This window comes from Bradyrhizobium septentrionale (assembly GCF_011516645.4).
GTDB classification, from domain to species: domain Bacteria; phylum Pseudomonadota; class Alphaproteobacteria; order Rhizobiales; family Xanthobacteraceae; genus Bradyrhizobium; species Bradyrhizobium septentrionale.
This window is the reverse complement of sequence record NZ_CP088285.1, coordinates 6950391-6976627: the sequence shown is the minus strand read 5'-3', so window position 1 is coordinate 6976627 and position 26237 is coordinate 6950391. Positions and strand designations below refer to the sequence as shown.

The following is a 26237-nucleotide window of genomic DNA, read 5'->3' as shown; positions in this document are numbered from 1 at the left end:
GGCCTCGCGTCAAACCCGGACCGAATCAGCCGCAGCCGATCATGCGTTGGCGGAAGCGCCGGCAACGGCGAAGTGAGTATTGCTGGTTTTTCCCGATCATAGGAACGAACCGATCTCCCCCAAGTTCTCCGTTCGAAGCAAACGCGGAGGAGCGAGATGGGCGCTGGCGATCAGGTCGCATGCATATCGGTGGTGGCGTTGTTCTCGATCGCGCTGATCGTCACATCCAGCCTGTTCGTCGAGTCGCGGGCGGCAAGGAGCCCTGCAATGCCGGCCGTGCCGCAGGTCCGGGCCCCGCTCTAGCGCGCGGTCAAGTGCTCACGCGCTGTCACGGCCTGCGATCTCTGAGCCGTCTGAGGCGAAGTGGTTAATTGAGGTGTCTCAACCATCCCGCGCGGCGCGACTACCGCGCCTGATCCCGTTCCTGCTCCACCAGTCCACACAAAAAATCAGCTCCAGCGCAGCCGGGGAACTGCGCCGGAGTCTTATTGGGAAGTTGATTGTGTCTTAATGCACGGCATCAACCGGGACAGAGACAAACAGTTCCAGCCGGCTGCATATTTTTCCCGAAAGGCAGGAATGGCCGTCTTCCGCAAAGCTCAGTCCAGCTCCAGCTCGACCGCGATCCGCACCAGGTCGGAGTGGTTCTTGGCGCCGAGCTTCTGCTTGAGCAGCGAGGTGGTGTTGGCGACGGTCTTGTAGGAGATGCCGAGCGCGGAGGCGACATCGACGATCTTGTCGCCGCGGCCCAGCAGCCGCAGGATCTCCAGTTCCCGCGCCGACATCTGCGAGGCGGGGTTGGCCTTGATCGCGGCGCCCGCGAACGCGATCGCCTCCGCGAGATGCGGCGAGATGAACCGCTCACCGGCCGCGACCTTGCGCACCGCCTTCACGAACATGCGCGGATCGTCGCTCTTCGAGAGGTAGCCCTGCGCGCCCATCTCCACGGCCCGCACCACGAATGCGGGGTCGTCGTTCATGCTGAACATGATGATGCGGGCGTCCGGATCGTCCTTGCGGATCCTGCGCAGCAGCTCGAACCCGGAGACATCGGGCAGCTTGATGTCGATGACGGTGACGTCGGGCCGCTTCTGCATGAAGGCACGATGGCCGGCCTTGGCATCGGCGGCCTCGTCGATCTTGACCGTCTTGTCGGAGGCGAACAGGGAGCGGCAGCCCGAGACCACGACCGGATGGTCGTCGACGATCAATACCCTCGTGGCTGATTTGGCCGTTTCGTGCATGACTACCCCTCCGCCTTGATAGAAACTTCGCGCGGGAATGGAAAGAGAAGAATCGCCGAACGGAGCCCGACGTGCCAAAACTCTGGAACCGCCTCTCCCTTCGCGCCCGGCTGTTGCTGCCGATGGCGGCGATGGTGGTCGGGGCGCTGCTGCTCGGCGGCCTGGCCCTGCAGATCGCCTCGCCCGAGCAATTCGAGAGCGAGAACGCGCAAGGGGCGAGGTCCGCCCGGTTCGTCGCCGACGCGCTGAATGCCGCGCTGGCGGCTGCGGGCAATCCGCAGCGGACCCTCGATGCGTTCGCGGCCGGGCTCGGGAGCCATGAGGCCATCGCATTCGTACCGCCCGGGTCCAGCCCGCAGCGCAATGCGGCCGCCCCCTACCGTGGCAACATTCCCGCCTGGTTCACCGCCCTGCTCCAGGTCCCCCAGCTCGGCTCGACCCATCCGGTCAGAATCGGGGCGGTGCATGTCGGGGACATCGTCTTCAGTCCGGATCTTTCGCCCGACATCGAGGAGAAATGGTTCGGCTTCCTGGCCATCGCCGCGTCCAGCTCGGCGCTGATGCTGCTCGCCGCGCTCAGCGCCTATTTCACGACCGGCACCGCCCTTCGCCCGCTGGCCGAGCTCGGCGCCGGCCTGACCCGGATGCGAAACGGCGATTACGATGCCGCCATTCCGCAGGCCGGCCCGCCCGAGATCCGCAACAGCTGCGCGGAAGCCAACCAGCTCGCCGCGACGCTGAGGCGCTTCAGCCAGGACAATCGCGAGCTGCTGCGCAAGCTCGTTGCGGTGCAGGACGACGAGCGCCGCGAGCTCGCCCGGGAGCTGCATGACGAGATGGGCCCGCTGCTGTTCGCCATCCGCGCCAACGCCACGGCGCTGGCCGAGGCCGAGGGCCCTCCCGAGCCGGGCTCGCCGGCGCATGGCATCCTCAGCGCTGCCGAGGCCTTGCAGCTGGCCAACCGGCGCGTGCTGGAGGGGCTGAGCCCGCTCTATGTCACGGAGCTGGGACTAATGGCCAGCGTGCAGGCGTTGCTGCGCAATGCCAAATCCCAGGCGCCCGACCTCAGCCTGCAATCGCAGATCGATCAGGGGCTGAACGACCTCGACGGCCTGCTCTCCCAAACCGCCTACCGCGTCATCCAGGAGGGGGTGACCAATGTCCTCCGCCATGCGGAGGCGTGGACGATGAGCGTCGCGGCGGCGATCGAGGACGCCCAGATCCGGATCGAGATTTCGGACGACGGCATTGGCCTGCCGCGGAACCTGGTTTTCGGCCGCGGCCTGACTGGCATGCAGGAACGCGTGCGCGCGCTCGACGGCACGCTGGAGCTGGTCCGCGAGCAAGGCCTCACCGTCGTGCGTTGCCGGCTGCCGCTCGACCATCCCGTCGCGCAATGAGGAAGGCATCACTGCGACGACGGCGCACAGCGCATATGCGATATCCGTCCCTCGGCATCGAACCCGAACACAATCTGAACCCGCCGGCCCTCGAAGCTCAGATAGTCAAGCACCACGCCGTTCCCTCGCGGCGAAATCTCCTCGAGCCCGAACGCGCTCGACGCCACCGCGGACAGTTTCGGCCGCCAGTAATCCGCCAGCGCGGAACGGCCGCTGATCGAGCTCCCCTCGCAGGCGCATTCCAGCCGGGCATCATCGGCATAGTGGTCGAGCAACGCCTCGAGATCGCGGCTCCGGCAACAGTCGAGCCAGTCCACCACGACGGCCATCTCATCAAACTGATTGGTCAAATGAGCTCCACAAAAATCGATTGCGGAATAATGCCGGTCAGGTCGCGCCCGCCGAATGCAGCGTAAACGCCGCTCCGGCTCGTTCTGCAACGACCGCGCCGCTGGATGTTAACGCATCCGCGGATGCCGATACAGCAGATCGTGCTCCGGCGCCGCCGCATGCCGCCATGCCGCGGTGGCATTAGCGGTGGGGTCTTCGATCTGCGGAAGCCGACGTCCTTCACGTCCGCGGCACGGCGCGCCGCAGCATGAAGTGGGTGGGGATGAAGGCGAGCAGCGGAAGGCCTATCATCAGGCCGGCGAGCCACACCAGCGGCGGCACGAAGCCTTGCGGCGCCCTGTCGCTGGTGCCGAAGACGTAGTTGATGTTGACCGGGGTCATGCCCCGGTCCGGCCGCGGTGGCGGCATCACGAAGTAGCAGAGCAGCAGCAGCGCCCACGCCAGCACGCTCCAGGCGATCAGCGCGCGCTGGTCGTAACCGAGACGCCAGACCAGGAACAACAGCAGGAACGGCAGCCAGCCGTGGAAGCCCGACAGGAAGCGCAGGAACAGCGAGAGGTTCGAGTCGAACATGTAATCGGTCATTCCGGTCAGCGAAAAGCCGGCGACATGCGCGAGGAAGTCGATCACCCAGACGGTCTGCGGCACCAGCAGCCCGACGGCACACATCGAAATCAGGAGCGCGCTTTCGGTCCAGACCCCGATCAAAGTGAGGATCAGGCAGACGTCGCAGAAATACAGAAAATTCGTCGGCCCGTAGGAATATGTGTACACCGGCACCAGGACGGCCATGAAGGCGCTGAAGCCGATCTTGACGGAGAGCGGAATGCGCGCGGGCGACTGTTCGACAGCGATGACGGACATTGCGATATGACTTTCAATTGCACAATCGGCGATGCCTAGCATCCGATCGGTAAACGGACCCTCCATGCCGCAACCTTGAATTGATCGGCGTTCGGGAATTCGGTTAACGCGGGCCCTGCGTGACCGGTACAGTTTTAGGTGCCGCCGTGCGGGTTTTTGGGTAGCATGCCCGCTTCAAAGCTGCGGAGGATCACATGAAAGCCTTCGAAGTTTTCGCGATCTATCTGACGCCCTTTGTGATCCTCGGGGTCGCAATCCGGCTCTTGATGAAGCGTTACGCCGTTGATCTGCCCGATCTGCACAAGCAGGCAGGCGCCACACCGAAGCGGCGGTTCCTGCTCGGCGCGTGGCGGTCGGACTGAGGCACACAGGCCTAGTGGCATCGAATGCGGGACCTCACCATCCCGGACATCGCCGCGCCAACGCTTTGCAGCAAAAGCCTGAGAACGTCGCGCAGATCGCCGCAGCATGGGATGAGAAATGCCTTAGAAATCCCTTGGCGGCGTAGCGCTTCATCCTTAAACCGTATTGTGGACGGACCCTGAGGAGGGAGTATGACTGTGCCCGACCCCGAAAGCCTTCCAATCGACCAGATTTACGTTCCTCTTAAGAAGAGGAAAACGCTGAGGCCTGAGCTCGTTCAGGAAATCGCGGCGAGTATTCTGGAATCAGGACAACAGATCCCTATTCTCGTTCGACCTGATGAAGGCCGGCTCGTTTTGCTCGAGGGATTGCATCGGCTCGAGGCCTGCAAGGCGCTCGGCGAGACGACGATTATCGGAGTCTTGGGTTCAGCCGAGACCGCTCACCACAAGGCGCTGTTGTCGGACACAGCTGAAACTGAGGCCGAGCGGGACAAGATGGCGCGATTGAAGAAGCTGCGCCTCGAAAAGGAAGCTGCGGAGAGATCGACCGCTTCCGCGGAGGCAGTCACGGAACCCCAATCAACCGGGCTTCGGTCAACGCGTTCCGGCGGGAGTACCCGACGAGGGTCGTCGGCCGATCCAGGATCAAAAACCAGGACCCTGTCGGAATGGCTCACGCAACAGAAGCGCGATGGTGGTCGCTATTGATTGCCGGCTCACACTCCTTCTGCCTTCCGCGTATGCCCAAAGGTGCACACAAGACAGCATCTTCGAACGCTGCGTGCGTTCCGCTGCACCGCAAAATGGAACTTTAGGGCGAATCGGGAGTAGACTTCTTACCTCCGGCAAGCGACGCCCCTGAGAGCCCAAGAGAGCCCAAGTCGGGAGCACAGCCCCGGTAAGGAGGACGAAATGCCTTACACCCATGAGTCCAGGAGACCCACCCAGGCTCAGCGCGAGGCCCAAAAGGCGTTCCGGGCAGCTGACGCCAAGACCGCGACATCGGAACACCAACGCGTCCAGAACGCATTTCATGCGAACCGAGAGCGATTGAAGGCGGAGCGTTTGGCGCGCGAGGCAGCGGCGAGCGCCGAAGCCGCGCCCAAGAAAAAGCGGTGAAAGCGTCTGGCAGCGCCGCCGATCGGCAGGTGCGCAGTGGGCCAGCAGGCGAAGACCCCCTCATCCAAGCGTCTGCTCGCCTGGGACCTGCATCCGCGGGCTACAACGCTTCAGCCATCACGGCACCCGGCCGCGCCCCTCGCCTGCAGGCGGTACACCGCCTCGGCCAGCGGCATGTCGGCCTGCGCGCCGTCGCGCTCGCGCAAGGTCACCCGGCCCTCCCTCATCTCGCGCCCGCCGACGATCGCCATCACAGGCACCGCCATGTCATGCGCCGCCACGATGCGTCGCGACAGCGTGTCGGCGCCGTCATAGCCAACGGCCCGGATCCCGGCATCCTCGAACGCTGCCTTGACGTCCGCGCCATACGCCGCCTGCGCTTGCGAGATCGGCGCCACCGCAACCTGGTCCGGCGACAGCCAGAACGGCAGCGCGCCGCCGTGATGCTCGAGCAGGATCGCGATCATGCGGCCGAGCGATCCGAAGATGGCGTGATGGATCATCAGCGGCGTCGCACGGCTGCCATCGGGAGCGATGTAGGATGCCTCGAGCCGCTGCGGCAGCACACTGTCGAGCTGCACCGTGCCGCACTGCCAGGATCGGCCGAGACGGTCGCGCAGCGCGAACTCCAGCTTCGGTCCGTAGAACGCGCCTTCGCCCGGATTGATCTGCGGCGCGAGGCCGCAGCGCCGCGCGGCGTCGCCGAGCTTCGCCTCCGACCAGTCCCAGTTCGCATCGTCGCCGGCGCGCAGCGCGGGCCGCGTCGCCAGCGCCACCTCGTAGTCGGGAAAACCGAGCTCGCGATAGACCTCGTCGAGCAGTGCGATGAAGCACGCGACTTCGCTCTCGACGTCCTGCTCGCGGCAGAACACATGCGCGTCGTCCTGCTCGAACGCGCGCGTTCGCATGATGCCGTGCAGCGAACCGGACGGCTCGTTGCGATGGCAGGCGCCAAACTCGGCATAGCGGATCGGAAGCTCGCGCCAGGAGCGCAGCCCCTTGTTGAAGATCTGCACATGGCACGGACACGACATCGGCTTCAGCGCCATCGCCGCTTCGCCGTCATCGAGGCGGAACATGTGCGCGCCGAACTTGTCCCAGTGGCCGCTGCGGTCCCAGAGCTGCTTTGGCAGCAGCTGCGGCGTCCGGACCTCGGCATAGCCGGCGCGGCGCATCTTGCGCCTGACATAGTCCTCCAGCACCCGGTAGAGCGCGGTGCCGCGCGGATGCCAGAACACCATGCCCGGCGCATCCTCCTGAAGGTGCCAGAGCTTGAGCTGTACGCCGAGATGTCTGTGGTCGAGATCGTCCATGGCTATTGTTCCTTGTGATGGGAAACAGCGCGGACGGTGACCACCCAAAACAGAAAAGGCCCCGTCCGTCGCCGGCGGGGCCTTTTCTGGGTGAAGGACGCTTGTCTCTAGCGCGCGCAACCAGCAGGCGATCCGCCGTCAGCGGTCGCGGTGGTGGTCGAAGCGGCTGAGAAAAGCTTGTTCATGCGTTGTATATGGCGGCAAAACGCCCGGGCGTCAACGCCGGCGCGAGCCGCTCGGCGTCGCGCCGAGTAATGGCGCCTCGCTCGTCGGGGCCCCTTAACCAGAAGCGTCTCAGTCGTCCCGCTGCACCAACTCGATGGTGATGCCCTCGGGACCCTCGAACAGCCGCAGCTTTCGGCTGATGTAATCCATCTCGTCGCTCAGCATGGTGACGCCGTTGGCCACGAGGTGTGCGGTGGCCGCCTCAATGTCGTCGACGCGGAACGCGAGGTGGTTGAAGCCGCGTCGTCGCAGATTCGTCGGGTGCTCACCCGGATCGGTCGCAGGCGGCGGGTCGAATGCGAGCAGCTGGATTTCGAAATGAGGATCCGCTCCGTCGAGTACGAGCGTGATGTGCTGCGCTTTCATGCCCGGCATGCCCATGTACTGGGCGGGCACGCCACCGTCGATCGTCGCGACATGCGCCTTTCTGAAGCCAAGCAGCGCGAAGAACGCGATCGCCGGGCCGGCGTCGGCCACTGCGATGGTGACATGATCTGGATTGAGTATCATCTCATTGCTCCCGTCATCAACGCCAAGGCCCGGTCATCTCATTCGGGCACGCCAGCGATACGATAGGCTTCGATAAAAAGCTCAACATCCTCTTGCCGAAACATCTCGATCCGCTTCCGGCTTTGAGGAATCGTCGTAGCAACACGCCGACGGGCCAGCATCATCTGCGCATCGGGAATACGGCCCAGCATGGCGTAACTCGCTGTAGCAACCCCTCTGGCCGGGACGTAATTTTTTTGACGGGCCAGCGCTTTGGTAGCCCACGATAATGCAACCTCAAAGCGACGTAAAAAGAAATTGGCAAACGCCAGTCCGGACTCCACAAGGTAGATTTCCGGATCGAGCGGATTAAGCCGCATCGCGTACTGGAATTGCTCGATGGCGGCCTCGTGTCGACCGAGGTAGGCGCTGATCCAGCCGCGCATTCGCCAGGCTATGGACAGATTGGGGTTTACGGCAATTGCTTGATCCACAATCGCATCGGCAGTTCCGGTGTCCCCCAAATTACGGCCGAAGAAGTTTGCCGCCCGCGCAAGCGCAAACGCGTCATCCGCTCCGACTTCGATTGCGCGCAAAGCATATTGCTTGCCTTCGGCGGCAGCATCATCGGTTGTGATCCAACCAAGCTCTTCCTGCCCAATATAGCAGTCCAGGGCTAGGCCATACGCGGCCGCAAAATTGGGATCGAGCGAAATCGCTTGCCGGGTAAGCCGCACAGCATCTTCGTATCCTTGACGGGTAACGCGCCGGTGAGCGTGGAGAGCACGGTAGTACAGGTCAACGGCGTCGAGGCTTTCAGTCGGTTTGCGCTCCGAGCGATCGATCTCCGCCTGTACAAGGCGCGGCTCGATTGCCGCGACGACGTTTGATGTGACCTTGTCCTGCAGCGCAAAGATGTCATCCAGAGCTCCGTCAAACCGGTCAGCCCATAGATTTGCTCCGGTGGCGGCCTCGATCAGCTGGCCACTGATGCGGACCTTGTCGCCGGTCTTGCGGACACTGCCTTCCAGCACATAGCGGACGCCCAGCTCCCGTCCAACCTGCTTGATCTCGACAGCCTTGCCCTTGTAGGTGAAGCTCGAATTGCGGGCGATGACGAACAGCGATTTGAACCGCGAGAGCGCGGTGATGATGTCCTCCACCATGCCATCCGTGAAATATTCCTGCTCGGGATCATCAGACATGTTGTCGAAGGGCAGCACGGCTATGGAAGGCTTGTCGGGGAGCGGCAGCGGCTTCTCGGCCTCCGGGGCCGGCGCAGAAATCGCTCCGCCCTTCAATTTTGAAGCGTAGATGCGGACGGGGCGGTCAATATTCTTGAGGGTCTGCTCGCCCAGATCGACGAACTCAACCTCGACCTTGCCGCGAACCTGATCGTAGGCAAAGGACGAGATGCAGACGCCGCCGGGTTCTGCGATGCTCTCAAGCCGCGCCGCGATGTTGACGCCGTCTCCAAAGATGTCATGGGCCTCGACGATGACATCGCCGATATTGACGCCCACACGGAAGGCAATGCGCTTGTCTTCAATCTCGCCGATTGTAAGTTCATTGACGCAGGTCTGGAACTGCAAGGCAGCACGAACCGCTTCGACCGCGCTCGGAAACTCCGCCAGGAACCCATCGCCCGTGTTCTTTACGATGCGGCCCCCATGCTCCGTGATCGCAGGCACGACACCATCCGCGAGCAGCGCTGCCAGTTTGGCATGCGTGGCCTCTTCGTCGTCGTGCATAAGCCGCGAATAGCCAGCCACGTCAGCGGCCACAACAGCTGCCAGTCGACGCTCGACGCGCTCGCCCGCCACGAAGCACCCGGTGGTTGATTTGAGCTAAATTATCAAACCATAGGGACCAGCCTCGCGCCAGCGGGGTGCAGCATGAGCCGGGCTAAATGTCGGCCTGGGGTCATTTATGGACCTCAGCCGGGGACACGCGCAGGTCCGCCAACGGCCAAATCCAGGCTCAAGCGGTGCACCAAAAAGAGACGCTATTCGATCATGCGGCCGGTGTTTCCAAGACGGTTTGCTTGATCAATGTTCCTGCTAAGACGAGATCGGGCGTCGCGAAGTCCTCAGTGAACCGTCATCAACCGAGCGGGGACTAACCTTTCAGCGCGGCTGGTCTGACCGCAAGTGGGAAACGGCCGCGAAGCCGCCGCAGCCGAATGCCCTATATGGAACCTCTCGATGGCCGACACCCATACCCGCGACTCCTCGTGGACAACCGATTTGATCTGGCACTATCTCCACAACGTCACGACGGCGGCCAAGACGCCCGCCTATCGCAAGTTTTACAGCAACCAAGACCCCGGCGACGAATTGGACAGCCGCCATCGCGTCTATGAAATGCTGGTGGATGAACCGCTGAACACCCTTCCCACCCTGGCGGCGACCGCGGACGAGTCGATGGAAAACTACAAGAAGAGCAAGCTGCCATGGAACCAGAACAATGGCGGCTTCCTCAAGGCGGTGAACAATCAATATTGGTGCGGTTCGATCATCAAGATCGTGTTCGTCCGCTATATGGGCTGGAAAATGGCCGAACCGACGGCGCGCGACCAGGTGAGCGCGGCCCGCGATCCCGGCAAAGCGGTGGATTGGACGATCAAGAACCTTGAAAACAAAGTGCCGGTGCGGGCCTCCCTCGGCGGCGCCCACTATGTCGGCATCGTCGGTCACCGCACTTCGGGAGCCGACGGCAAGATCACCGAGTTTCTGTGCCTCGACCCATGGGCCTATGGCATCGACGGCGGCAATCGGGACATGAAATATGCCGGTTCGCCGACCGCCTTTCTCGGGATCAGCAAACGCGACGGCGCGATATGGACCTATAGCAACAAGGCCGTCGCCTTCGTCGAACGGCCATCCTAGAGCGTGATCCGGAAAAGTGCGAAGCGGTTTTCCGAAGAGATCATGCTTAAACAAGAATCTAAAGCGCGATGACGGTTCAACCTGATCTCATCGCGCTTTAGAGCGCCAGCGGCGCCGGAACATCAGCCTGGAGGCGGAAGCCGACGTTCCGACGATGTCCGAACCGACCGCTCTATGCGCTCCGCCTGACCTCGGCGAGCATCAGGCTTTCAAGCTCCCTGACGGCTTCTGCTTCGGTCATGCCGCTGACAAGCGCGACTTCTCCGGACAGGCGATCGACTGCGGCCGCGTAAAGCTGTCGTTCGCTGTAGCTCTGTTCGGGATTGACCGCGGGCCGATAGAGATCGCGCATGACTTCCGCGATGGCGACAATATTGCCCGAATTGATCTTGCTTTCGTATTCCTGAGCAAGCCGGGACCAATTCCCCCGCGCTTTGTGCGGCGCTTGACCCAGGATTCGTCGCATCTGCTGGATGGCAGCGGGATCGGACGGTTTACGCATTCCAGCGCTTGCCGCTTTCCTCGTCGGAACGCGCAGCGTCATCTTGCTCTTCACGAAATAGACGACAAAGAACTCGAGGCAAGCCCCTGCCACTGTCTGTTCCTCAATCGCTACAATTTGGCCAACGCCGTGCGCAGGATAAACGATCAGGTCCGTCGCCTTGAAACCAAAGCGCATCTCAGCGCTCTGGCTTTCAGTCGTTTCGTCGACGGGGTTCGCTGATGCTGAATGTGTGTGGTTCGAATAATTGGATGTGGATCGATTATCAAAATTCATTTCGCGACAAGCTCCATGGCTTCTTGAATCGGTTCATGCCAATTCCAGCTCTGATCAATCACGCATCTGAAACAAACTGCCGGGCCGGCAATCATTCATGCTGCCCGATTTGATCCCTAACCAATAAGCCGCGAGCGCGCGCGCCGCCACGAAAATGACGCTTCCAATTTCCATTCCCTTAGATCGCTGTGGTTTCTCGGCAACGTGTTCCCACTCGACGAAATCAATAGTTCCGTGCCGACAAAACGAATGTTTGCCAGAGCTTAGAAACGGGCACTTGCGACCAATCGATGGAATCGAGAGTGATGCACGCGCTTCTCGCCGCTCCTCGTGTGGTGCACCTATCCACAGGCGATGATCTCTCGTGTCTCGGTCAGGTCGATCATTCGTACTGCAAGCGCGATGATCCCGAGATCGCTTGGGTCAAGGGCCGACATCGGCGCACGCCTCCGAGTTTAGCCGCTCTGGGCTGCAAGCGGACCCATCGGTCGGGTCGCCCTCCCCGTCGTCTCGCTCATTCCGGTAGCCGCCTCCCGCAGCCGCAAGTCACAAGCCCGGCCGAAATCTCGATCACTGAGTTGCCCGACGATGCAAGCCCCTCACGCAAAAATATTTCTGTTTCCCGGAACACCCAACTCAGTGTAAGAACTGTTCGTCTCACCCGATCAGGGGCGCTTCGCGGTCGTCACGAACGCGGCGTGGGATGCGGTGGACGCTGACGTCACGACTGACGAGAGTGACGGATGCGGACGGTGAAGTCGTGTGGTCCTGACGCCCTAGCGGCAGGTGTCCTCTCGTATGACGCGAACGCGTCTTGCGAAGGCGGTGACAAACAAGCCCAGTCTCGCCGGGGAGAGCACGAAGTAAGCCGTAACCCATCGCGCAGGGAAAGCCGGATTGTTCGGTTTCACCTGTGGTCCTACCCCCGAGCTTTCTACCTTTTGCTCGGGGCCCATGGGTGCGATCGGCACCCGGCTTTCCCTGCGCCCTCTGTTCAAGAGAGGGCGAGACGAAGAGCAAAGCTCGGACAAATCATGTCGCGAGAATGCGGCGCTATGTCCTCATCCCCATCTGTCGTCGCCCGGCTTGACCGGGCGATCCAGTACGCCGCGGCCTCTCGGTTCGAACGCCGGCGTCTCTGGAATACTGGATCACCCGCATGCGCGGGTGATGACATCTCAGGGTGGGGATACGCAGGGCGACGACTGAATCGACGCGACAGCACTGCCCCACGCTCCCTGTCCATTTCATGCGAACACGACATTTTGTCATGGCAGGCGGACACGCAGTTGCATTTTTTGCATTGCATCATATGATGAGAATAATTCAATCAAATCCCCGGCATTGAAGGAAATCCTGCCATGGCATCCAGCGCCGATCCCGTCGTCATCCTCTCCGCCGCCCGCACCCCGCTCGGCCGCTTTATGGGCGAACTGACGCCGCTCGCAGCACACAAGCTCGGCTCGCACGTGATCGGCGCGGCACTCGAACGCGCAAAACTCGCGCCGGAACGCATCGACGAGGTGTTCATGGGCAACGTGCTGCCCGCGGGCCAGGGCCAGGCCCCCGCCCGCCAGGCCGCGCGCGGCGCAAAACTGCCCGATGCCACCGGCGCCACCACCGTCAACAAGGTCTGCGGCTCCGGCATGAAGGCGACCATGCTCGGCCACGACATCATCAAGGCCGGCTCGGCCGAGATCGTGCTGTCCGGCGGCATGGAGAGCATGAGCAACGCGCCGTATCTGCTGCAGAAGGCACGCGGCGGCTATCGCGCCGGCCATGACCGCATCATCGACCACATGATGATGGACGGGCTCGAGGACGCCTACGAGACCGGCCGCTCGATGGGCGATTTCGGCGAGGCGACCGCGGAGGCCTATCAGTTCACCCGCGCCGACCAGGACGCTTTTGCAATGGAGACGCTGAGCCGCGCCCGCAAGGCGGTCGAGAGCGGTGCTTTCAAGGCCGAGATCGCGCCGATCACGCTGCAGGAGAAGGCCGGCCCCCGCATCATCGCCAATGATGAGCATCCGCTGAAGGTCGATCCCGCAAAGATCCCCGGCCTCAAGCCCGCATTCCGTGCCAACGGCACCATCACGCCGGCGGCCTCCTCCGCCAACGCCGACGGCGCCGCGGCGCTGATCCTGGCGAAGCGCTCGCTTGCCGACCGCGACGGGCTACCGGTGCTGGCCGAGATCAAGGGCCACGCCACCCACAGCCAGGAGCCGCAGTGGTTCACCACCGCGCCGATCCCGGCGATCAGAAAGCTGCTCGACAAGGTCGGATGGAGCGTCGGCGATGTCGATCTGTTCGAGATCAACGAAGCCTTCGCCGTGGTCGCGATGGCCGCGCAGCGCGACCTCGGCATCCCGCGCGACAGGCTGAACATCAATGGCGGCGCCTGCGCACTCGGCCACCCGATCGGCGCCACCGGCGCGCGGCTGATCGTGACGCTGCTGCACGCGCTGGAGGCGCAGAATTTGAAGCGCGGCGTCGCCGCTTTGTGCATCGGCGGCGGCGAAGCCACCGCGATCGCGATCGAGCGCATCACGCACTGACCTGAGGTACGAGTCCGAAAACGAGGGAACTATGTCATTTTAGACATAGCTCCCTCGTGCCATATTGCGCATCACGAACAGAACCCTCATCGCATTTCATTTGGGGCCCAATGATCTCGAACTGGCTTGCTTCCGCCCTCGCCCGCCGCAACATCCACTACGGTTGGGTGATGGTCGCCGTCACTTTCCTCGCCGCGCTGATCTCGGCCGGCACCGTCGGCGCGCCCGGCGTCTTCATCGTGCCGCTGCAGAAGGAGTTCGGCTGGTCCACCGCCGAGATCTCCTCGGCGCTGTCGATCCGCTTCATCCTGTTCGGGCTGATGGCGCCGTTCGCCGCCGCGCTGCTGAACCGCTACGGCCTGCGCAACGTGACGCTGGCGGCGCAATTGATCGTGGTCTCCGGACTATTGGCCTCGCTCGCCATGACGCAGGTCTGGCAGCTCGTGCTGTTGTGGGGCGTCGTGATCGGGATCGGCACCGGCATGACCGCGCTGGTGCTCGGCGCGACCATCGCCACGCGCTGGTTCGTGGCGCGGCGCGGGCTCGTGATCGGGATCCTCACCGCGAGCGTTGCGACCGGGCAGCTCGCCTTCCTGCCGCTGCTCGCGACGCTGACCGAGCGTTACGGCTGGCGCATCGCGCTGTCGCTGGTCTGCGTCGTGCTCGGCGTCGCCGCCTTCGCCGTGCTGATGCTGATGCGCGACCGTCCCAGCGATGTCGGCCTGCGTCCGTTCGGCGATCAGGGCACCGCGCCCCTCCCGGCGCCACCGCCGGCCAATGCGCCGATCGTGGCGGCCGCGCTCGGCACGCTGCGCGATTCCTCGAAATCGTCGGTGTTCTGGATCCTGTTCGCGACCTTCTTCGTCTGCGGCGCATCGACCAACGGCCTCGTCCAGGTCCACCTGATCCCGATGTGTCTCGATTACGGCATCCCGCAGGTGCAGGCCGCCAGCCTGCTCGCCGCGATGGGCATCTTCGATTTCTTCGGCACCATCATCTCGGGCTGGCTGTCGGACCGCTACGACAACCGCTATCTGCTGTTCTGGTATTACGGCCTGCGCGGCCTCTCGCTGCTGTTCCTGCCGTTATCCGACTTCACGTTCTACGGACTGTCGCTGTTTGCGATGTTCTACGGGCTCGACTGGATCGCGACCGTGCCGCCGACGGTGCGCCTCACCGCGCAGCGCTTCGGCGCCGAGCGTGCCAATCTGGTGCTCGGCTGGATCTTCGCCGGCCACCAGCTCGGCGCCGGCACCGCCGCGTTCGGCGCCGGCCTGTCGCGCACGCTCTATCAGAGCTATCTGCCGGCGTTCTTCATTGCCGGCGCGCTCTGCGTGTTCGCCGCGTTGATCGCGCTGGCGATCGCCCGGCCGCAGCCGAAGCCCGCGGCCGAGCCGAAACCGGCAGCGGCTTGAGGCCCTCGCCTGCGCGACTGTGCGCCGGTCAGTACGAGAGGATGGTGCGCATCCCGAACACGATGCTGTCCTTGATCCGATGCGTCTGCGTCGGATCATTGGGGTCGACGGCGCCGCCGCCGGGATGGGCGATGTATTGAAACATCGGCTGCATCGTGAAATTGGCGTTCACGACGTGCTGGTAGGTGATCTCGAGGATCGCCTCATAGTCGCGGATCGGATACGCCGTGCCGCTGAATATCTGCGTATCACGATCGAGCGCGCGGGCGGCGTCGGAAATCCTGCCGTAAATCCCGGCGATGCCGAACCGGTCGTCCGGATATTTGTCGCTGAAGCCGGTGAACAGGAAGCCGCCGTCGACATAGGTGCTGATGAGGTTGCGGTCCGACGGGCTGACCGAAGCTCGCATGAAGAACGCGACGCCCTTGTCCGCGTCCGGCTTGGCGCGCGCGAGCAACTGCTCATAGACCATGAAGATGCCGTTGTCCCGCCGCAGCCACCGCGTGTCGCCGGAGCTGTTGGGATCGGCGAGCGACAGCCCGTCGGCCCCGAAGCGCTGATCGGCGAACGACATCATGTGATACCAGCCGCCGCCGGTGATCGTGGCCGGCAGCTTGCTCTCGCCGATATCGAACTTGTATTTGAGCTGGCCGATCCACCAGGGCGGATCGTTGACGCGAAACAGGATCCCGTGCGGATTGAGGAGTTGCGGGTCCGCGGTTCCCTGCGGCGGAGCGGCCGAACCGTCAAACAGCCCCAGATAGGCCGTGAGGCGGTCGGTCAGGCTTGCCTTGATGCGGATCCCGGGCACGGCAAGCGCCGGCGCGGGTCCGCCGGTGGGAAGATTGACGCCGGTGATGCCGGGCCAGCCCAACGCCGAATTGATGAAGATGTCGTCGTACTGGCTGTCGATGAACTCGACGTCGGAGCCCTGCTGGCCGACGCGCACGGCGAGCCTGCCGTCCAGGAGCTTCTGCTCGATCCAAAACTCGTAGAGCCGCGTCGCCGGCAGCGACTCGACGCCGGACACCAGAAACAAATTGCCGACATAGCCCCGCGACAGCCCGTCGCCATGGATCTGGAACATGTTGGCGTGGAAGGTCGCGCCGGTCCAGCCCATCACCTTCTCGAGGTCGATCGTGGTGCCGAGATCGAGACGGCCGGTATAGGCCGCACCGTTGCTCACACCGCCCGAGGTGTTGGTAAACGCCTCGCCGATATAGGTCATGCTGAACTGGTAGCCGGCCTGCTCCAGCGCAGCGCGCGTATCCGCGATCCGATCGGCAACCGGCTTGTCGTCCGCATGCGCCGGGGTGCAGAGCGCGAGGGCCGCGGCCACCAGTGTTGCGCGGGAAAGAGCTCTGCTCATGGGAGATGCCGCGGTGCGATCGCGCTATTTGACGATGCCGAGCCGCCGCATCAGCAGATAGGCCAGCACCGCCGATCCGATCAGCAGGCCTGCGGCCACCAGAAACCCGCTGTCGACGTCGGTCAGCGGCAATCCCTTGGTGTTCATGCCGAAGATGCCGGTGACAAGCGTCGGCGGCAGCAGCAGCATGGTGACGACGGAGAGCGCATGCAGATGCTTGTTGCTCTCCTCCTCGAGCTTGAAGCGCAGCTCCTCCTCCAGCAGGCGGCTGCGCTCGCGCAGTTCGACGATGTCGTGGTCGAGGCCGTCGAGCCGCTGTGCCAGCTTGCCGGCCTGCAGCCGCAGCGCCGGGCTGAGATTGTCCATGCTCTTCAGCTCGAGCCGGTGAAACAGCACGCGCAGGCCGGCGAGCTGGCGATGCAGCCGCACGCAGGTCCGGCGCATCCGCCCGAGCGTGCCGCGCATCTCGGAATTGGTTTCGCCGGCGACCACCCGGTCCTCGATCGCATCGATCTCGGTGCCGACCTTGTCGGCGATGCGGTCCATGGTGTCGGCGACCTCGTGGATGATCTTTTCCAGCAGCGCCGCGACGCTCTCCACGCGATAGCCGCTTTCGAGCACGCGGCGCGTCGCGTCGACCGCGCAGAGTGCCTGGTGGCGTCCGCTGATCAGGAGACGCTCGGTCATCGCAAACCGAAGGAAGTCGGTCTCCTCGGTCGGAGCATCGATGCTGCGCACCAGATCGGAGAACACGCCATAGACGCAATTGTCGATGGTGTGGATCTGCTGGAATTCGTCGTTCGACAGCAGCAGGTCCCGCGCGAGCTGCGGGATGTGCATGTTGGCGAGCCACGCCCGGGTACGGACATCGCTCAGGTTGAAGTGCAGCCACACCCGTCCGTCATGGCTCGGCTCGATCGGCTTGTCGATAGGAAGCGCCTCGGCACGGCCGTCGTGGTGCAGACGAAACGCCCAGACCAGGCCGGGGACGGCCTCACGCGTCAGCAGCGAGCCGACAGGAGCAGGAGGTGGATCAGCCAGCATGGCCGCTCTCCAAGAGAATATTTCAGGCAACCGCGCGAAATGACATGTTCAAAAACCCGCCCACGCGCAAAACCGGGCGGGCGCGTCCTTCGTCATATTGGAGGACGCGCCCGTTACAGTTTTATGTCAGCGACAGCCCTACTCGGCCGCAAGACCGGTCGGCGTCGCCGCCTCGGCGGCTTCCTTGTTGTAGTCGTGCACGACGCGGCCGAACGGCAGCGTCAGGTCGGCGAGGAAATGATGCGCGCCGACGACGCGCTTGACCGGGAAATCCGCGACCGGCGCGTTGACATGCGGCACCAGATGCAGCCGGCCCGGCCCGATCCACGATCCCTTGACGACGATGTCGGTCAGGTTGATCGCAACGAGCTGGCAAATTTCGAGATGGCCGTCGACGCCGGGGATCATCTTCAGATTGATCTGCGTCTTCGACAGCGTGGCGCGGGTGACGTCGCCATTGCCCGCCATGCTCTCGTGCTTGTAACCCATCGTGCCCATCGCAACGAGCTGCCCGGCATATTCCAGCGTACCGGTCAGCGTGTCCTTGACGATCTCGAGCTTCGGGTGGGCGTACTTCTTCGGAAAGCCCCAGATCTCGCGGCCGGCCGCGATCGGCGGATCATCGTCGAGATACATCTGGCAGACGAAATTGACCTCTTCGCCATGCAAGCGTGCCGGGATCACGAGGCCGGACTCGGTGTAGCTGCCGAAGCCGGAGCTGTCGGGCATCTTGATCCATTCGTAGTGCACGATCGCCTGCTCGATCGGCTCCAGCGGCTCAGGCAGGCCGGCGCGGATCAGCTCGGGATCGGTCTCATAGGTGATGACAAGGAATTCGCGATCGATGAAGCGGTAGGGACCGGCGGGATAGCTCGGACCGGCGGCCGGCATGGACGGAAGCTTGAGCAGATCTTCCCTGCGCATCGCAATAACCCCCTGTTTGAAAAATTTGCACGGAAGCTAACGGCCGAGATTGACAGCGAGATGAGGGATTTCCGTCAGCCGCATGACCCGCGTCTCACGGTGGAGGCGAATGCTAACCATGCAGGCAGGCATGGCGGATGCGCCATGGGCGGACGCGGCGTTTGTCATCACGGCGTCATCGGCGCCCTGAATTCTCGCCGCGAATTTTTGGAGTGTCTGAGATGGACGCGCGAACCCCTCATTTTGACGATATCGAGCACGCGACGCCCGGCTGGCGCCCGGAAGGCTGCGATCGCGTGGCGCTGGTGCTGCAGGGTGGCGGCGCGCTCGGCGCCTATCAGGCTGGGGTCTATCAGGCGCTGCATGAATCCAATATCGAACCCGACTGGGTCTGCGGCGTCTCGATCGGCGCGATCAACTCGGCGATCATCGCCGGCAATCCGCCCTCGAAGCGGCTGGAGCGGCTGCACACGTTCTGGGATCGCATCACCAGCCGCAAGATCTGGCATTACACGCCTGACGGTGACGTCTTCCGCAAGGCGCGCAATTTCACCAGCTCATGGCTGACGACGACGCTCGGGCAACCTGGCTTCTTCACCCCGCATCAGACCAATCCGTGGCTCAGCCCGGCCGGCGCGCGCACCGCCACCAGCTATTACGACACCACGCCGCTGCGTGAATCGCTGCTCGAGCTGGTCGATTCCGACCGCATCAATTCCAAGACGATGCGGTTTGCGGTCGGCGCGGTGAACGTGCTGTCCGGCAACTTCATCTATTTCGACAATGCCCATGACGAGATCATCCCCGAGCACATCATGGCGAGCGGCGCGTTGCCGCCGGCACTGCCGATGGTGAAGGTCGGCACCGATCATTTCTGGGACGGTGGCATCGTCTCCAACACGCCGCTGCAGCACCTGCTCGACCAGGAAGACAACGCCAACTCGCTGGTGTTCCAGGTCGACCTGTTCTCGGCGCGCGGCGTGCTGCCGCGCGACATCCAGGACGTGATGGCCCGCCACAAGGACATCATGTATTCGTCGCGCACCCGCTACAACACCGACGTCTACCGCAAGACCTACAATCTGCGCACCGCCCTGCACAACGCGCTGGGAAAAATCCCCGACGATCAGCTCTCGGATGAAGAGCGCCAGCTCAAGAAGGCGAACAGCCGGCTGCCCGGGATCACGCTGCTGCAGCTGATCTATCAGCAGAAGGCCTATGAGGGCGACGCCAAGGACCACGAATTCTCCGGCACCTCGATGCGCGAGCACTGGGTGAGCGGACACGAGGACACCAAGCGTTCGCTGAAGCATCGCGAATGGATCAAGATGCCGGAGAACGGCATGGGCATCGTGATCCACGACGTGCATCGGGAGAGCGAGTAGACGGGCGCATCTCTTGCTCGTCATTGCGAGGAGCGAAGCGACGAAGCAATCCATGCTTCAACGCGTGCGGATAGATGGATTGCTTCGCTGCGCTCGCAATGACAAGGGCGCGGCTTACGGCCGCGTCGACATGTTGCCCGGCGGGCCCGGGGTGCGGATCGGTTCGGCCAGACGCGCGAATTCGCAGAGCAGCGAGCGCGTCTTGCGCGGATCGATCACTTCCTCGACCCAGAACTTCTCGGCCGAGCGGAACGGCGAGCGCAGCTTGTTGAGGCGATCCTCGATCTCGCGCAGCTTGGCGGCGGGATCGCTGGCCGCGTCGATCTCGGCGCGGTAGGCGGCCTCGATGCCGCCCTCGAGCGGCAGCGAGCCCCAATAGGCCGACGGCCACGCATAGCGCATCGAGAAGCGGTTGGCCGGCTGATGCACGACGCCGGCAACGCCGAAGGCGTTGCGGATGATGATGGTGCACCACGGCACTGTGCTCTGGTTGACCGCCGCCATCGCCCGCACGCCGTGCCGGATGGTCGCCGACTTCTCGGCCTCGAGCCCGATCATGAAGCCGGGGCAGTCCATCAGATAGACCACCGGCAGATGGAAGGTCTCGGCGAAGTCGACCCAGCGCACCACCTTCTGGCAGGCGTCCGCAGTCCACGAGCCGCCATAGTGGAACGGATCGCTGGCGAGCAGCAGCACCGCCCTTCCCTCGATCCGCGCCAGCCCGGTGATGACAGGCCGGCCGAAATTGGCGGCGACCTCGAAGAACGAGCCCGTATCGACGACGGCCTCGATGATCGGCCGCATCTTGTAGACCTGCCTGCGGTTGCGCGGCACGGCTTTCAGCAGCGCCTCCTCGGCGCGTTCCGGATCATCGGTGCAGGGAATGGTCGGCGGCAAATCGTAGACCGACGACGGCAGATAGGACAGGAAGCGCCGCGCGTAGTCGAACGCCTCGTCCTCGGTCTCGACGGCCTGATCGATCGCGCCGGCGCGGGTCTGGATGTCGGCGCCGCCGAGCTCCTGCTTGGTCAGATCCTGCCCCAGGCGCTTCACCACCGGCGGACCGGCGACGAACATCGCGGAGCTCTTGGTCATGATGGAGTAATGCGTCGCCGCCAGCCGCGCCGCGCCGAGGCCCGCGACCGAACCGAGGCCGAGGCCGACCACCGGCACGCGCGCCAGATTGGCGGTCGTGTACCAGTACCAGCGCGTGCCGCCGACGCCGCCGGGCAGATTGGCGGCGCCCTTGGTCTCGATCGTCTTCACCGAGCCGCCGCCGCCGGAACCTTCGATCACGCGAACGATCGGCAGGCGGAAATCATGCGCCATCTCCTCCGCCATCAGCGGCTTGGCGGAGATCGATGCATCGGCCGAGCCGCCGCGCACGGTGAAATCGTCGCCGACCACCACCACGGTGCGGCCGTCAACCCTGGCGCGGCCGAACACGCAGTTTGCCGGCGTCAGATGCTTGAGTTCGTTGCTCTCGTCATATTCGGCGATGCCGGAGATGGCGCCGATCTCGTGGAAGCTGTTCTGGTCGACGAGCTTGTCGATGCGCTCGCGGACGGTGAGCCGGCCCTGGTCGCGCTGCCGCTTGACCTTGTCAACGCCTCCCATCTCCCGCGCGAACGCTTCGCGCCGGGCGAGGTCGTCGAGTTCCGGCTTCCAGTTCATTCATTGCCTCCGTCTTGATCATTTTGTTGTTGTTATGGGCGGCCACCGATAGCGACTTGCGTTCGATGCGATTGCTGAAGATGTCGCCGTCGGCGCCTTCGAGCAGGCTGCCGAGTGCGGCGGCGAGTTCGACCATCTGCGGTGCGACCTCGCGGTGCAGCCGCTCTTCGTCATACATCGCCGAGAGCAGGCCGATCGTGGTGACCACATAGGTCTGATACTGCGGTGACCACAGCGGCACTGCGACGCCGTTGATATGCGGGCTCCACAGGCCGCAGGCGACGACGTAGCCGTGCTCCTGCAGGTGACGGCGGTTGGCCTCGATGCGCGGCGTCAGCATCTTGGCGCTCTCAGGCAACTCGCCTTCCATCTCTGATATCAGCGCGTCGCCGATCGCGGGATCGAGCGCGGCCGTGTAGGCGTGGCCGGCGGCGGTGGTCGCCATCGAGATGCGGCTGCCAGTGGCCTCATGCAGGCCGAGCGCGTTCGCCGCGCGGGCAAACTCCAGATAGACCATTTGAAAGCGGTCGGGGATCACGAAGCCCACCGTACCCGGCAATTGATCGGCGACATCCTGCAGCCGCAGCCGGATCAGATTGCGCAGCTGCAGCCCCTTCATCATCGTGGTGCTCATCGCGACCGCACTCGGGCCAATCCGATACTTCTGGTCGCGCGGCAGATAGACGAGCTGTCCCATCCGCGTCAGCGTGTGCGTCAACCGCGACACCGTCGAACGCGGCAAGCCGCAGCGGTTCGAGATTTCGAGATTGCCGAGCCGGGCTTCGTGCCCCTCGAAGCACCGCAGCACATCGAAGGCGCGCGACACCACCTGGATGACATCGCCATCGCCTGTCTCGCTGGCGAGCATTCCCTGCCTGCTAAGTCGTTCCGAGCGCCGTCCCATTTGCTTTGGCTCCATTCCGTCCTGCGGAATAAAATTCCACTTGCAGATGAAGCTACCTCAGGCAATCTGCCGCCACAACAAAAAGCCGTTCGCCGGATGAAATTTCCGCAAGACGGTATCGGAGAGTGGAATGCCAGAGATCAAGGTCGTGACCGAAGTTGCCGGGCGCGTTTGCGCGCTTCCTGTCGAGGCCGGCACCAGCATCGGCGATGGCGACGAGATTGCGTTCGTCGAGGCGATGAAGATGGAAATACCGGTCACATCGACGGCAGCAGGCAAAATCAAGTCGATTCTGGTCAAGATCGACGACGTCATCGCGGAAGGCCAGGCGGTCGCGATCGTCGAGACCTGAGATCTCGCAACCTCCGCCAGCCGCGACAATCTGTCCGGTGATGCAGCGGCCGAAATCGGCGGCCTGCGGCCAAGGCGGCGTTGCCATCGCCGGATCGCGATGCAATCATCCCGCCCGGGAAAGTTTCGCACAGCGAAACAAAGGGAGGGATTATGATCCATCGGCTGATGGCGCTCGCGCCTGCCGCGCTTGCCGGCCTGTCACTCGTCGCTGCCCTGCCCGCCTCGGCCGAGGACATCAAGCTGCCGCCGACCATGGCGGTGACCGCCTATGACACCGGCACCGCCGGCTTCAACATCGCGGTCGGCGTCGGCAAGATGATGAAGGACAAATACGGCACCGACGTCCGCGTGCTGCCGGCCGGCAACGACGTCGCGCGGCTCGCACCCTTGCGTGCCAAGCGCGCGGTCTCCTCGGCGATGGGATCGGGCACCTATTTCGCGCAGGAAGGCGTGTTCGAGTTCGGCGCCAAGGAATGGGGCCCGCAGCCGCTGCAGCTCATGCTGTCGTCGGTCGACTGCAATTGCGGCGCGCTTGGCGTGGCGGCGGATGCCGGCGTCAAGGAGATGAAGGATCTGCGCGGCAAGCGCGTCGGCTTCGTGGTCGGCTCGCCGGCGCTGAACCAGAACTCGCTGGCGATGCTCGCCTTCGGGGGCCTCACCCAGAACGACGTCAAGATCGTCGAGTTCGCAAGCTACGGCGCGATGTGGAAGGGCCTCATCAACAACGACACCGATGCCGCCTTCGGCACGACGATCACCGGTCCCGCCAAGGAGGCCGAGACCTCGCCGCGCGGATTGATGTGGCCGCCGCTGCCCGCCAGCGACAAGGAAGGCTGGGCGCGGGTGAAGAAGGTCGGCTCGTTCTTCTTCCCGCAAACCGCAACCTGCGGCGCCGGCATTTCACCGGACAAGCCGATTGAGCTTGGCAATTATCCCTACCCGATCTTCGTTGCCTACGCCGCGCAACCGGCCGACCAGATCTATGCGATCACCAAGGCGATGATCGTGAACTACGACGCCTACAAGGATTCGGCCCCCGGCGCCGGCGGCCTCAGCGCCGACCGCCAGACCAAGAACTGGGTCGTCCCCGTGCATCCCGGCGCGGTGAAGGCGCTCAAGGAGGCAGGCTACTGGAGCGACGAACAGGACGCGCATAACAATGCGCTGTACAAGCGCCAGGAGGTGCTGGGCACCGCCTGGACTGATTACGGCAAGTCCAACCCACCCTCCGATGAAAAAGCCTTCCTCGACGGCTGGATGAAGGCGCGCGCCGCAGCGCTTGCCAAAGCCAATATGCCTAATGGCTTTGACTGAAAGCTGTTAGGCTGCCGCGAAAAACAAGATCATCGAGAGGGAGCGCGATGTCCAACGGCGCGGCCGCGACGGCGAAGAAGGTCGAGTTCGACGATCCGCACCTTTCCGCGGCGGCCGACCTGCAGGAGTCCGAGGTCACGCGCGTCCGCACCTTGCGCGGCGCGTGGCGCTGGGCCCTGCTGGTGGCCACGGCTGCGACCATCCTTCTGTGCGTCAATCAGCAATTCTCGCTGCGCTTCTTCATCGATTACACCCAGCTCAACACCGAATATTTCTACGTCCTGATCGCGCTGATGCTGCCGTTCACCTTCCTGATCTTCCCGGGAAGCGAGACCGCGCCGCTCGACCGGATTCCCTGGTACGACCTGCTGCTGTTCGCGCTGACATTCGGCTCGGCGATCTGGCTGATGGCCAACATCCGCAAGGCGGCGCAGGCCGGATGGGAGTTCGACGGCGCGCCGACCAATGTCATCGTAGCCGGACTGATCATGTGGTTCGTGCTGATGGAGGCGTTGCGCCGCACCGGTGGCTGGAGCCTGCTGCTGAGCGTGTTGCCGTTCACGCTCTATCCGCTGTTTGCCGACGCCAGCTGGCTCGGCCCATTCCGCGGGACGCAGTCGACACTGCAGCAAACCACGGCCTATCACATGCTCTCAGGCGAAAGCCTGCTCGGCATCCCGATCCAGGCCTTTGCCGACACGGTGATCGGCTTCCTGGTGTTCGGCACCGCGTTGATGATGACGGGCGCCGGCAAGTTCTTCATCAATATCGCGTTCGCGATGTGCGGCACCTTCCGCGGCGGCGCGGCCAAGGTCTGCGTGTTCGCCTCGGGACTGCTCGGGACCGTCGGCGGCAGCATCGTCTCCAACGTGCTGACCGCGGGCACCATGACCATTCCCGCGATGAAGAAGACCGGGTTCACGCCGTCCTATGCCGGCGCAATCGAGGCCTGCGCCTCGACCGGCGCGGTGCTGGCGCCCCCGGTGCTCGGCGCTACGGCCTTCGTGATGGCGCAGTTCATGAACACGAGCTACGCCGACGTTGCGCTCGCCGCGACCATTCCGTCGGTGCTCTATTATGTCGGCCTGTTCGCGCAGGTCGATGCCTACGCCGCCCGCCACAAGTTGGAAGGCATTCCGCGCGCCGAGCTGCCGCGGTTCCGCGATGCCTTTATGGAGGGCTGGTATTATCTGTTCGTCATCGTCGTGCTGGTGGTGATGCTGCTCTACTTCAAGCGCGAGAGCCACGCGCCGTTCTATGCTTCCGCCCTGCTCGTGATCCTTCACCAGTGGTCGGGCCCGGCGCCGTGGAAGGCCGGCAACACGGCGGTTCTCGCCCTGTCGGTCGCGGTGACGGCGATCATGCTCTGGTTCGGCGTGCTCAACGCTGTGCTGTGGGGAATGTGCCTGCTGGTGGCACTCAATGAATTTTTCCCCGGCAAGAACTGGGGCGGCGCCCGCTGGCTGCAATTCCTCGAACTGAACGGCAAGACCTTCGTCGAATTGATCGCGATCCTCGCCGGCTGCGGCCTCCTGATCGGCGCGTTCTCGCTGACCGGCGTGATCTCGAGCCTCGCTAACGACCTGCTCAGCATCGCCGCCGGAGATGCCTTCCTGCTGCTGATCATGTGCGCGATCACCAGCCTGATCCTCGGGCTCGGGCTGACGACGACGTCCTGCTACATCTTCCTCGCCATTCTTGTCGCGCCCGCGCTGGAGAAGCTCGGGCTGAACAAGATGGCCGTGCACATGTTCATCTTCTACTGGGGCATGCTGTCCTCGATCACGCCCCCGGTTGCGATCGCCTCCTTCGCGGCGGCCGGCATCGCCGGCGCGCCGGCGATGAAGACCGGATGGGAATCGATGTGGGTCGGCAGCATCATCTATTTCATCCCGTTCTTCTTCGTGCTGAACCCGGCCCTGCTGCTGCAGGGCAGCAACCCCTATCTCGAGGCGCTCGGGCTGACCGGCCTTGCCTGTTTCGGCATCGTCTTCATTTGCGGCGGCATTCAGGGCTACCAGGCCTATGTCGGTGACCTGCGCAGGGCCGGCATCGTGGAATGGCCGCTGCGGGTGCTGCTGGTGATCGGCGGCTTTGTGATCGCGACGCCGGGCGGCGGCATCAACCCGCTGTCGCAGCTGCAGGTGACGCTGCTGGGGCTTGCGATCCTCGCCCCGACCACCCTGATCGCGCTGGTGCTGGTGCGCCGCCAGGCGCTGGTTGCGAACCAGTTGCGCGCGCCCTGATTGCGTTGCACAAC

Annotated in this window: 23 protein-coding genes; 11 read left to right on the top strand and 12 right to left on the bottom strand. The window is 63.8% G+C overall.

The window, feature by feature from the left end:
- Positions 1-156 precede the first annotated feature (156 nt).
- Entirely contained in the window at positions 157-303 is a 147-nt protein-coding gene (locus HAP48_RS34735; protein ID WP_166204311.1) for a hypothetical protein, read from the top strand.
- A gap of 296 nt (positions 304-599) precedes the next feature.
- Here HAP48_RS34735 and HAP48_RS34730 read toward each other — a convergent pair whose 3' ends face one another.
- Complete coding sequence (locus HAP48_RS34730) at positions 600-1244, bottom strand: response regulator transcription factor (RefSeq protein ID WP_166204310.1); 645 nt, start codon at positions 1242-1244, stop codon at positions 600-602.
- A gap of 71 nt (positions 1245-1315) precedes the next feature.
- Here HAP48_RS34730 and HAP48_RS34725 point away from each other — a divergent pair, with 71 nt between their 5' ends.
- Positions 1316-2644 (top strand): histidine kinase, encoded by a 1329-nt coding sequence (locus HAP48_RS34725; RefSeq protein ID WP_338028963.1) that lies wholly within the window; start codon positions 1316-1318, stop codon positions 2642-2644.
- 8 nt (positions 2645-2652) lie between these two features.
- On the opposite strand, the gene HAP48_RS34720 is transcribed toward HAP48_RS34725, so the two are convergent.
- A complete protein-coding gene (locus HAP48_RS34720) occupies positions 2653-2994 on the bottom strand; it encodes a nuclear transport factor 2 family protein (protein ID WP_224496737.1) in 342 nt (113 codons plus the stop codon).
- 220 nt (positions 2995-3214) lie between these two features.
- A complete protein-coding gene (locus HAP48_RS34715) occupies positions 3215-3859 on the bottom strand; it encodes a hypothetical protein (protein WP_166204309.1) in 645 nt (214 codons plus the stop codon).
- 194 nt (positions 3860-4053) lie between these two features.
- Here HAP48_RS34715 and HAP48_RS34710 point away from each other — a divergent pair, with 194 nt between their 5' ends.
- Together HAP48_RS34710 and HAP48_RS34705 are read left to right on the top strand one after the other, a co-directional pair.
- The gene (locus HAP48_RS34710) at positions 4054-4221 is read left to right on the top strand and encodes a hypothetical protein (RefSeq protein WP_166204308.1); all 168 of its coding nucleotides are present in this window, start codon (positions 4054-4056) and stop codon (positions 4219-4221) included.
- A gap of 198 nt (positions 4222-4419) precedes the next feature.
- Entirely contained in the window at positions 4420-4932 is a 513-nt protein-coding gene (locus HAP48_RS34705) for a ParB N-terminal domain-containing protein (protein WP_166215447.1), read from the top strand.
- A 521-nt stretch (positions 4933-5453) separates the two neighbouring features.
- On the opposite strand, the gene thrS is transcribed toward HAP48_RS34705, so the two are convergent.
- The 3 genes from thrS to HAP48_RS34685 form a co-directional block, all read right to left on the bottom strand.
- Positions 5454-6656 carry a threonine--tRNA ligase gene (thrS, locus tag HAP48_RS34695; protein WP_166204307.1) on the bottom strand — a complete coding sequence of 401 codons (1203 nt, stop codon included), beginning with the start codon at positions 6654-6656 and terminating at the stop codon, positions 5454-5456.
- Positions 6657-6950: 294 nt separating this feature from the next.
- Positions 6951-7391 carry a VOC family protein gene (locus tag HAP48_RS34690; protein WP_166204306.1) on the bottom strand — a complete coding sequence of 147 codons (441 nt, stop codon included), beginning with the start codon at positions 7389-7391 and terminating at the stop codon, positions 6951-6953.
- A 38-nt stretch (positions 7392-7429) separates the two neighbouring features.
- Positions 7430-9193 carry an adenylate/guanylate cyclase domain-containing protein gene (locus HAP48_RS34685; protein WP_166204305.1) on the bottom strand — a complete coding sequence of 588 codons (1764 nt, stop codon included), beginning with the start codon at positions 9191-9193 and terminating at the stop codon, positions 7430-7432.
- A 381-nt stretch (positions 9194-9574) separates the two neighbouring features.
- Here HAP48_RS34685 and HAP48_RS34680 point away from each other — a divergent pair, with 381 nt between their 5' ends.
- Positions 9575-10258 (top strand): hypothetical protein, encoded by a 684-nt coding sequence (locus tag HAP48_RS34680; RefSeq protein WP_166204304.1) that lies wholly within the window; start codon positions 9575-9577, stop codon positions 10256-10258.
- Between the two features lie 172 nt (positions 10259-10430).
- Here HAP48_RS34680 and HAP48_RS34675 read toward each other — a convergent pair whose 3' ends face one another.
- Positions 10431-11036: a CarD family transcriptional regulator gene (locus tag HAP48_RS34675; protein WP_166204303.1), complete on the bottom strand. Its 606-nt coding sequence runs from the start codon at positions 11034-11036 to the stop codon at positions 10431-10433.
- Positions 11037-12397: 1361 nt separating this feature from the next.
- On the opposite strand from HAP48_RS34675, the gene HAP48_RS34670 reads away from it, so the two are divergent.
- Together HAP48_RS34670 and HAP48_RS34665 are read left to right on the top strand one after the other, a co-directional pair.
- Positions 12398-13594: an acetyl-CoA C-acyltransferase gene (locus HAP48_RS34670; protein ID WP_166204302.1), complete on the top strand. Its 1197-nt coding sequence runs from the start codon at positions 12398-12400 to the stop codon at positions 13592-13594.
- A gap of 110 nt (positions 13595-13704) precedes the next feature.
- A complete protein-coding gene (locus HAP48_RS34665; RefSeq protein WP_166204301.1) occupies positions 13705-15009 on the top strand; it encodes an MFS transporter in 1305 nt (434 codons plus the stop codon).
- Between the two features lie 28 nt (positions 15010-15037).
- Here HAP48_RS34665 and HAP48_RS34660 read toward each other — a convergent pair whose 3' ends face one another.
- From HAP48_RS34660 to HAP48_RS34650, 3 genes are all read right to left on the bottom strand, one after another.
- Positions 15038-16378 (bottom strand): carbohydrate porin, encoded by a 1341-nt coding sequence (locus HAP48_RS34660; RefSeq protein ID WP_166204300.1) that lies wholly within the window; start codon positions 16376-16378, stop codon positions 15038-15040.
- A gap of 24 nt (positions 16379-16402) precedes the next feature.
- On the bottom strand, positions 16403-17422 hold the full coding sequence (locus HAP48_RS34655; protein ID WP_166204299.1) for a transporter: 1020 nt from the start codon (positions 17420-17422) through the stop codon (positions 16403-16405).
- 138 nt (positions 17423-17560) lie between these two features.
- Positions 17561-18346 (bottom strand): acetoacetate decarboxylase, encoded by a 786-nt coding sequence (locus HAP48_RS34650; protein WP_166204298.1) that lies wholly within the window; start codon positions 18344-18346, stop codon positions 17561-17563.
- A 221-nt stretch (positions 18347-18567) separates the two neighbouring features.
- Here HAP48_RS34650 and HAP48_RS34645 point away from each other — a divergent pair, with 221 nt between their 5' ends.
- A complete protein-coding gene (locus tag HAP48_RS34645; protein WP_166204297.1) occupies positions 18568-19731 on the top strand; it encodes a patatin-like phospholipase family protein in 1164 nt (387 codons plus the stop codon).
- A 114-nt stretch (positions 19732-19845) separates the two neighbouring features.
- Here HAP48_RS34645 and HAP48_RS34640 read toward each other — a convergent pair whose 3' ends face one another.
- Both HAP48_RS34640 and HAP48_RS34635 read right to left on the bottom strand, forming a co-directional pair.
- A complete protein-coding gene (locus HAP48_RS34640; protein WP_166204296.1) occupies positions 19846-21405 on the bottom strand; it encodes an acyl-CoA carboxylase subunit beta in 1560 nt (519 codons plus the stop codon).
- Positions 21335-22309, bottom strand: a complete 975-nt coding sequence (locus HAP48_RS34635) for an IclR family transcriptional regulator (RefSeq protein ID WP_166204295.1) — start codon at positions 22307-22309, stop codon at positions 21335-21337. Before HAP48_RS34635 ends, HAP48_RS34640 begins: the two co-directional genes overlap by 71 nt.
- A gap of 130 nt (positions 22310-22439) precedes the next feature.
- Between HAP48_RS34635 and HAP48_RS34630 the strand changes: the two genes are divergently transcribed.
- The 3 genes from HAP48_RS34630 (at position 22440) to HAP48_RS34620 (ending at position 26223) form a co-directional block, all read left to right on the top strand.
- Positions 22440-22661 carry an acyl-CoA carboxylase biotin carboxyl carrier protein subunit gene (locus HAP48_RS34630; RefSeq protein WP_166204294.1) on the top strand — a complete coding sequence of 74 codons (222 nt, stop codon included), beginning with the start codon at positions 22440-22442 and terminating at the stop codon, positions 22659-22661.
- A gap of 152 nt (positions 22662-22813) precedes the next feature.
- A complete protein-coding gene (locus tag HAP48_RS34625) occupies positions 22814-23977 on the top strand; it encodes a TAXI family TRAP transporter solute-binding subunit (RefSeq protein ID WP_166204293.1) in 1164 nt (387 codons plus the stop codon).
- Positions 23978-24024: 47 nt separating this feature from the next.
- Positions 24025-26223 (top strand): TRAP transporter permease, encoded by a 2199-nt coding sequence (locus HAP48_RS34620; protein ID WP_166204292.1) that lies wholly within the window; start codon positions 24025-24027, stop codon positions 26221-26223.
- Positions 26224-26237 lie beyond the last annotated feature (14 nt).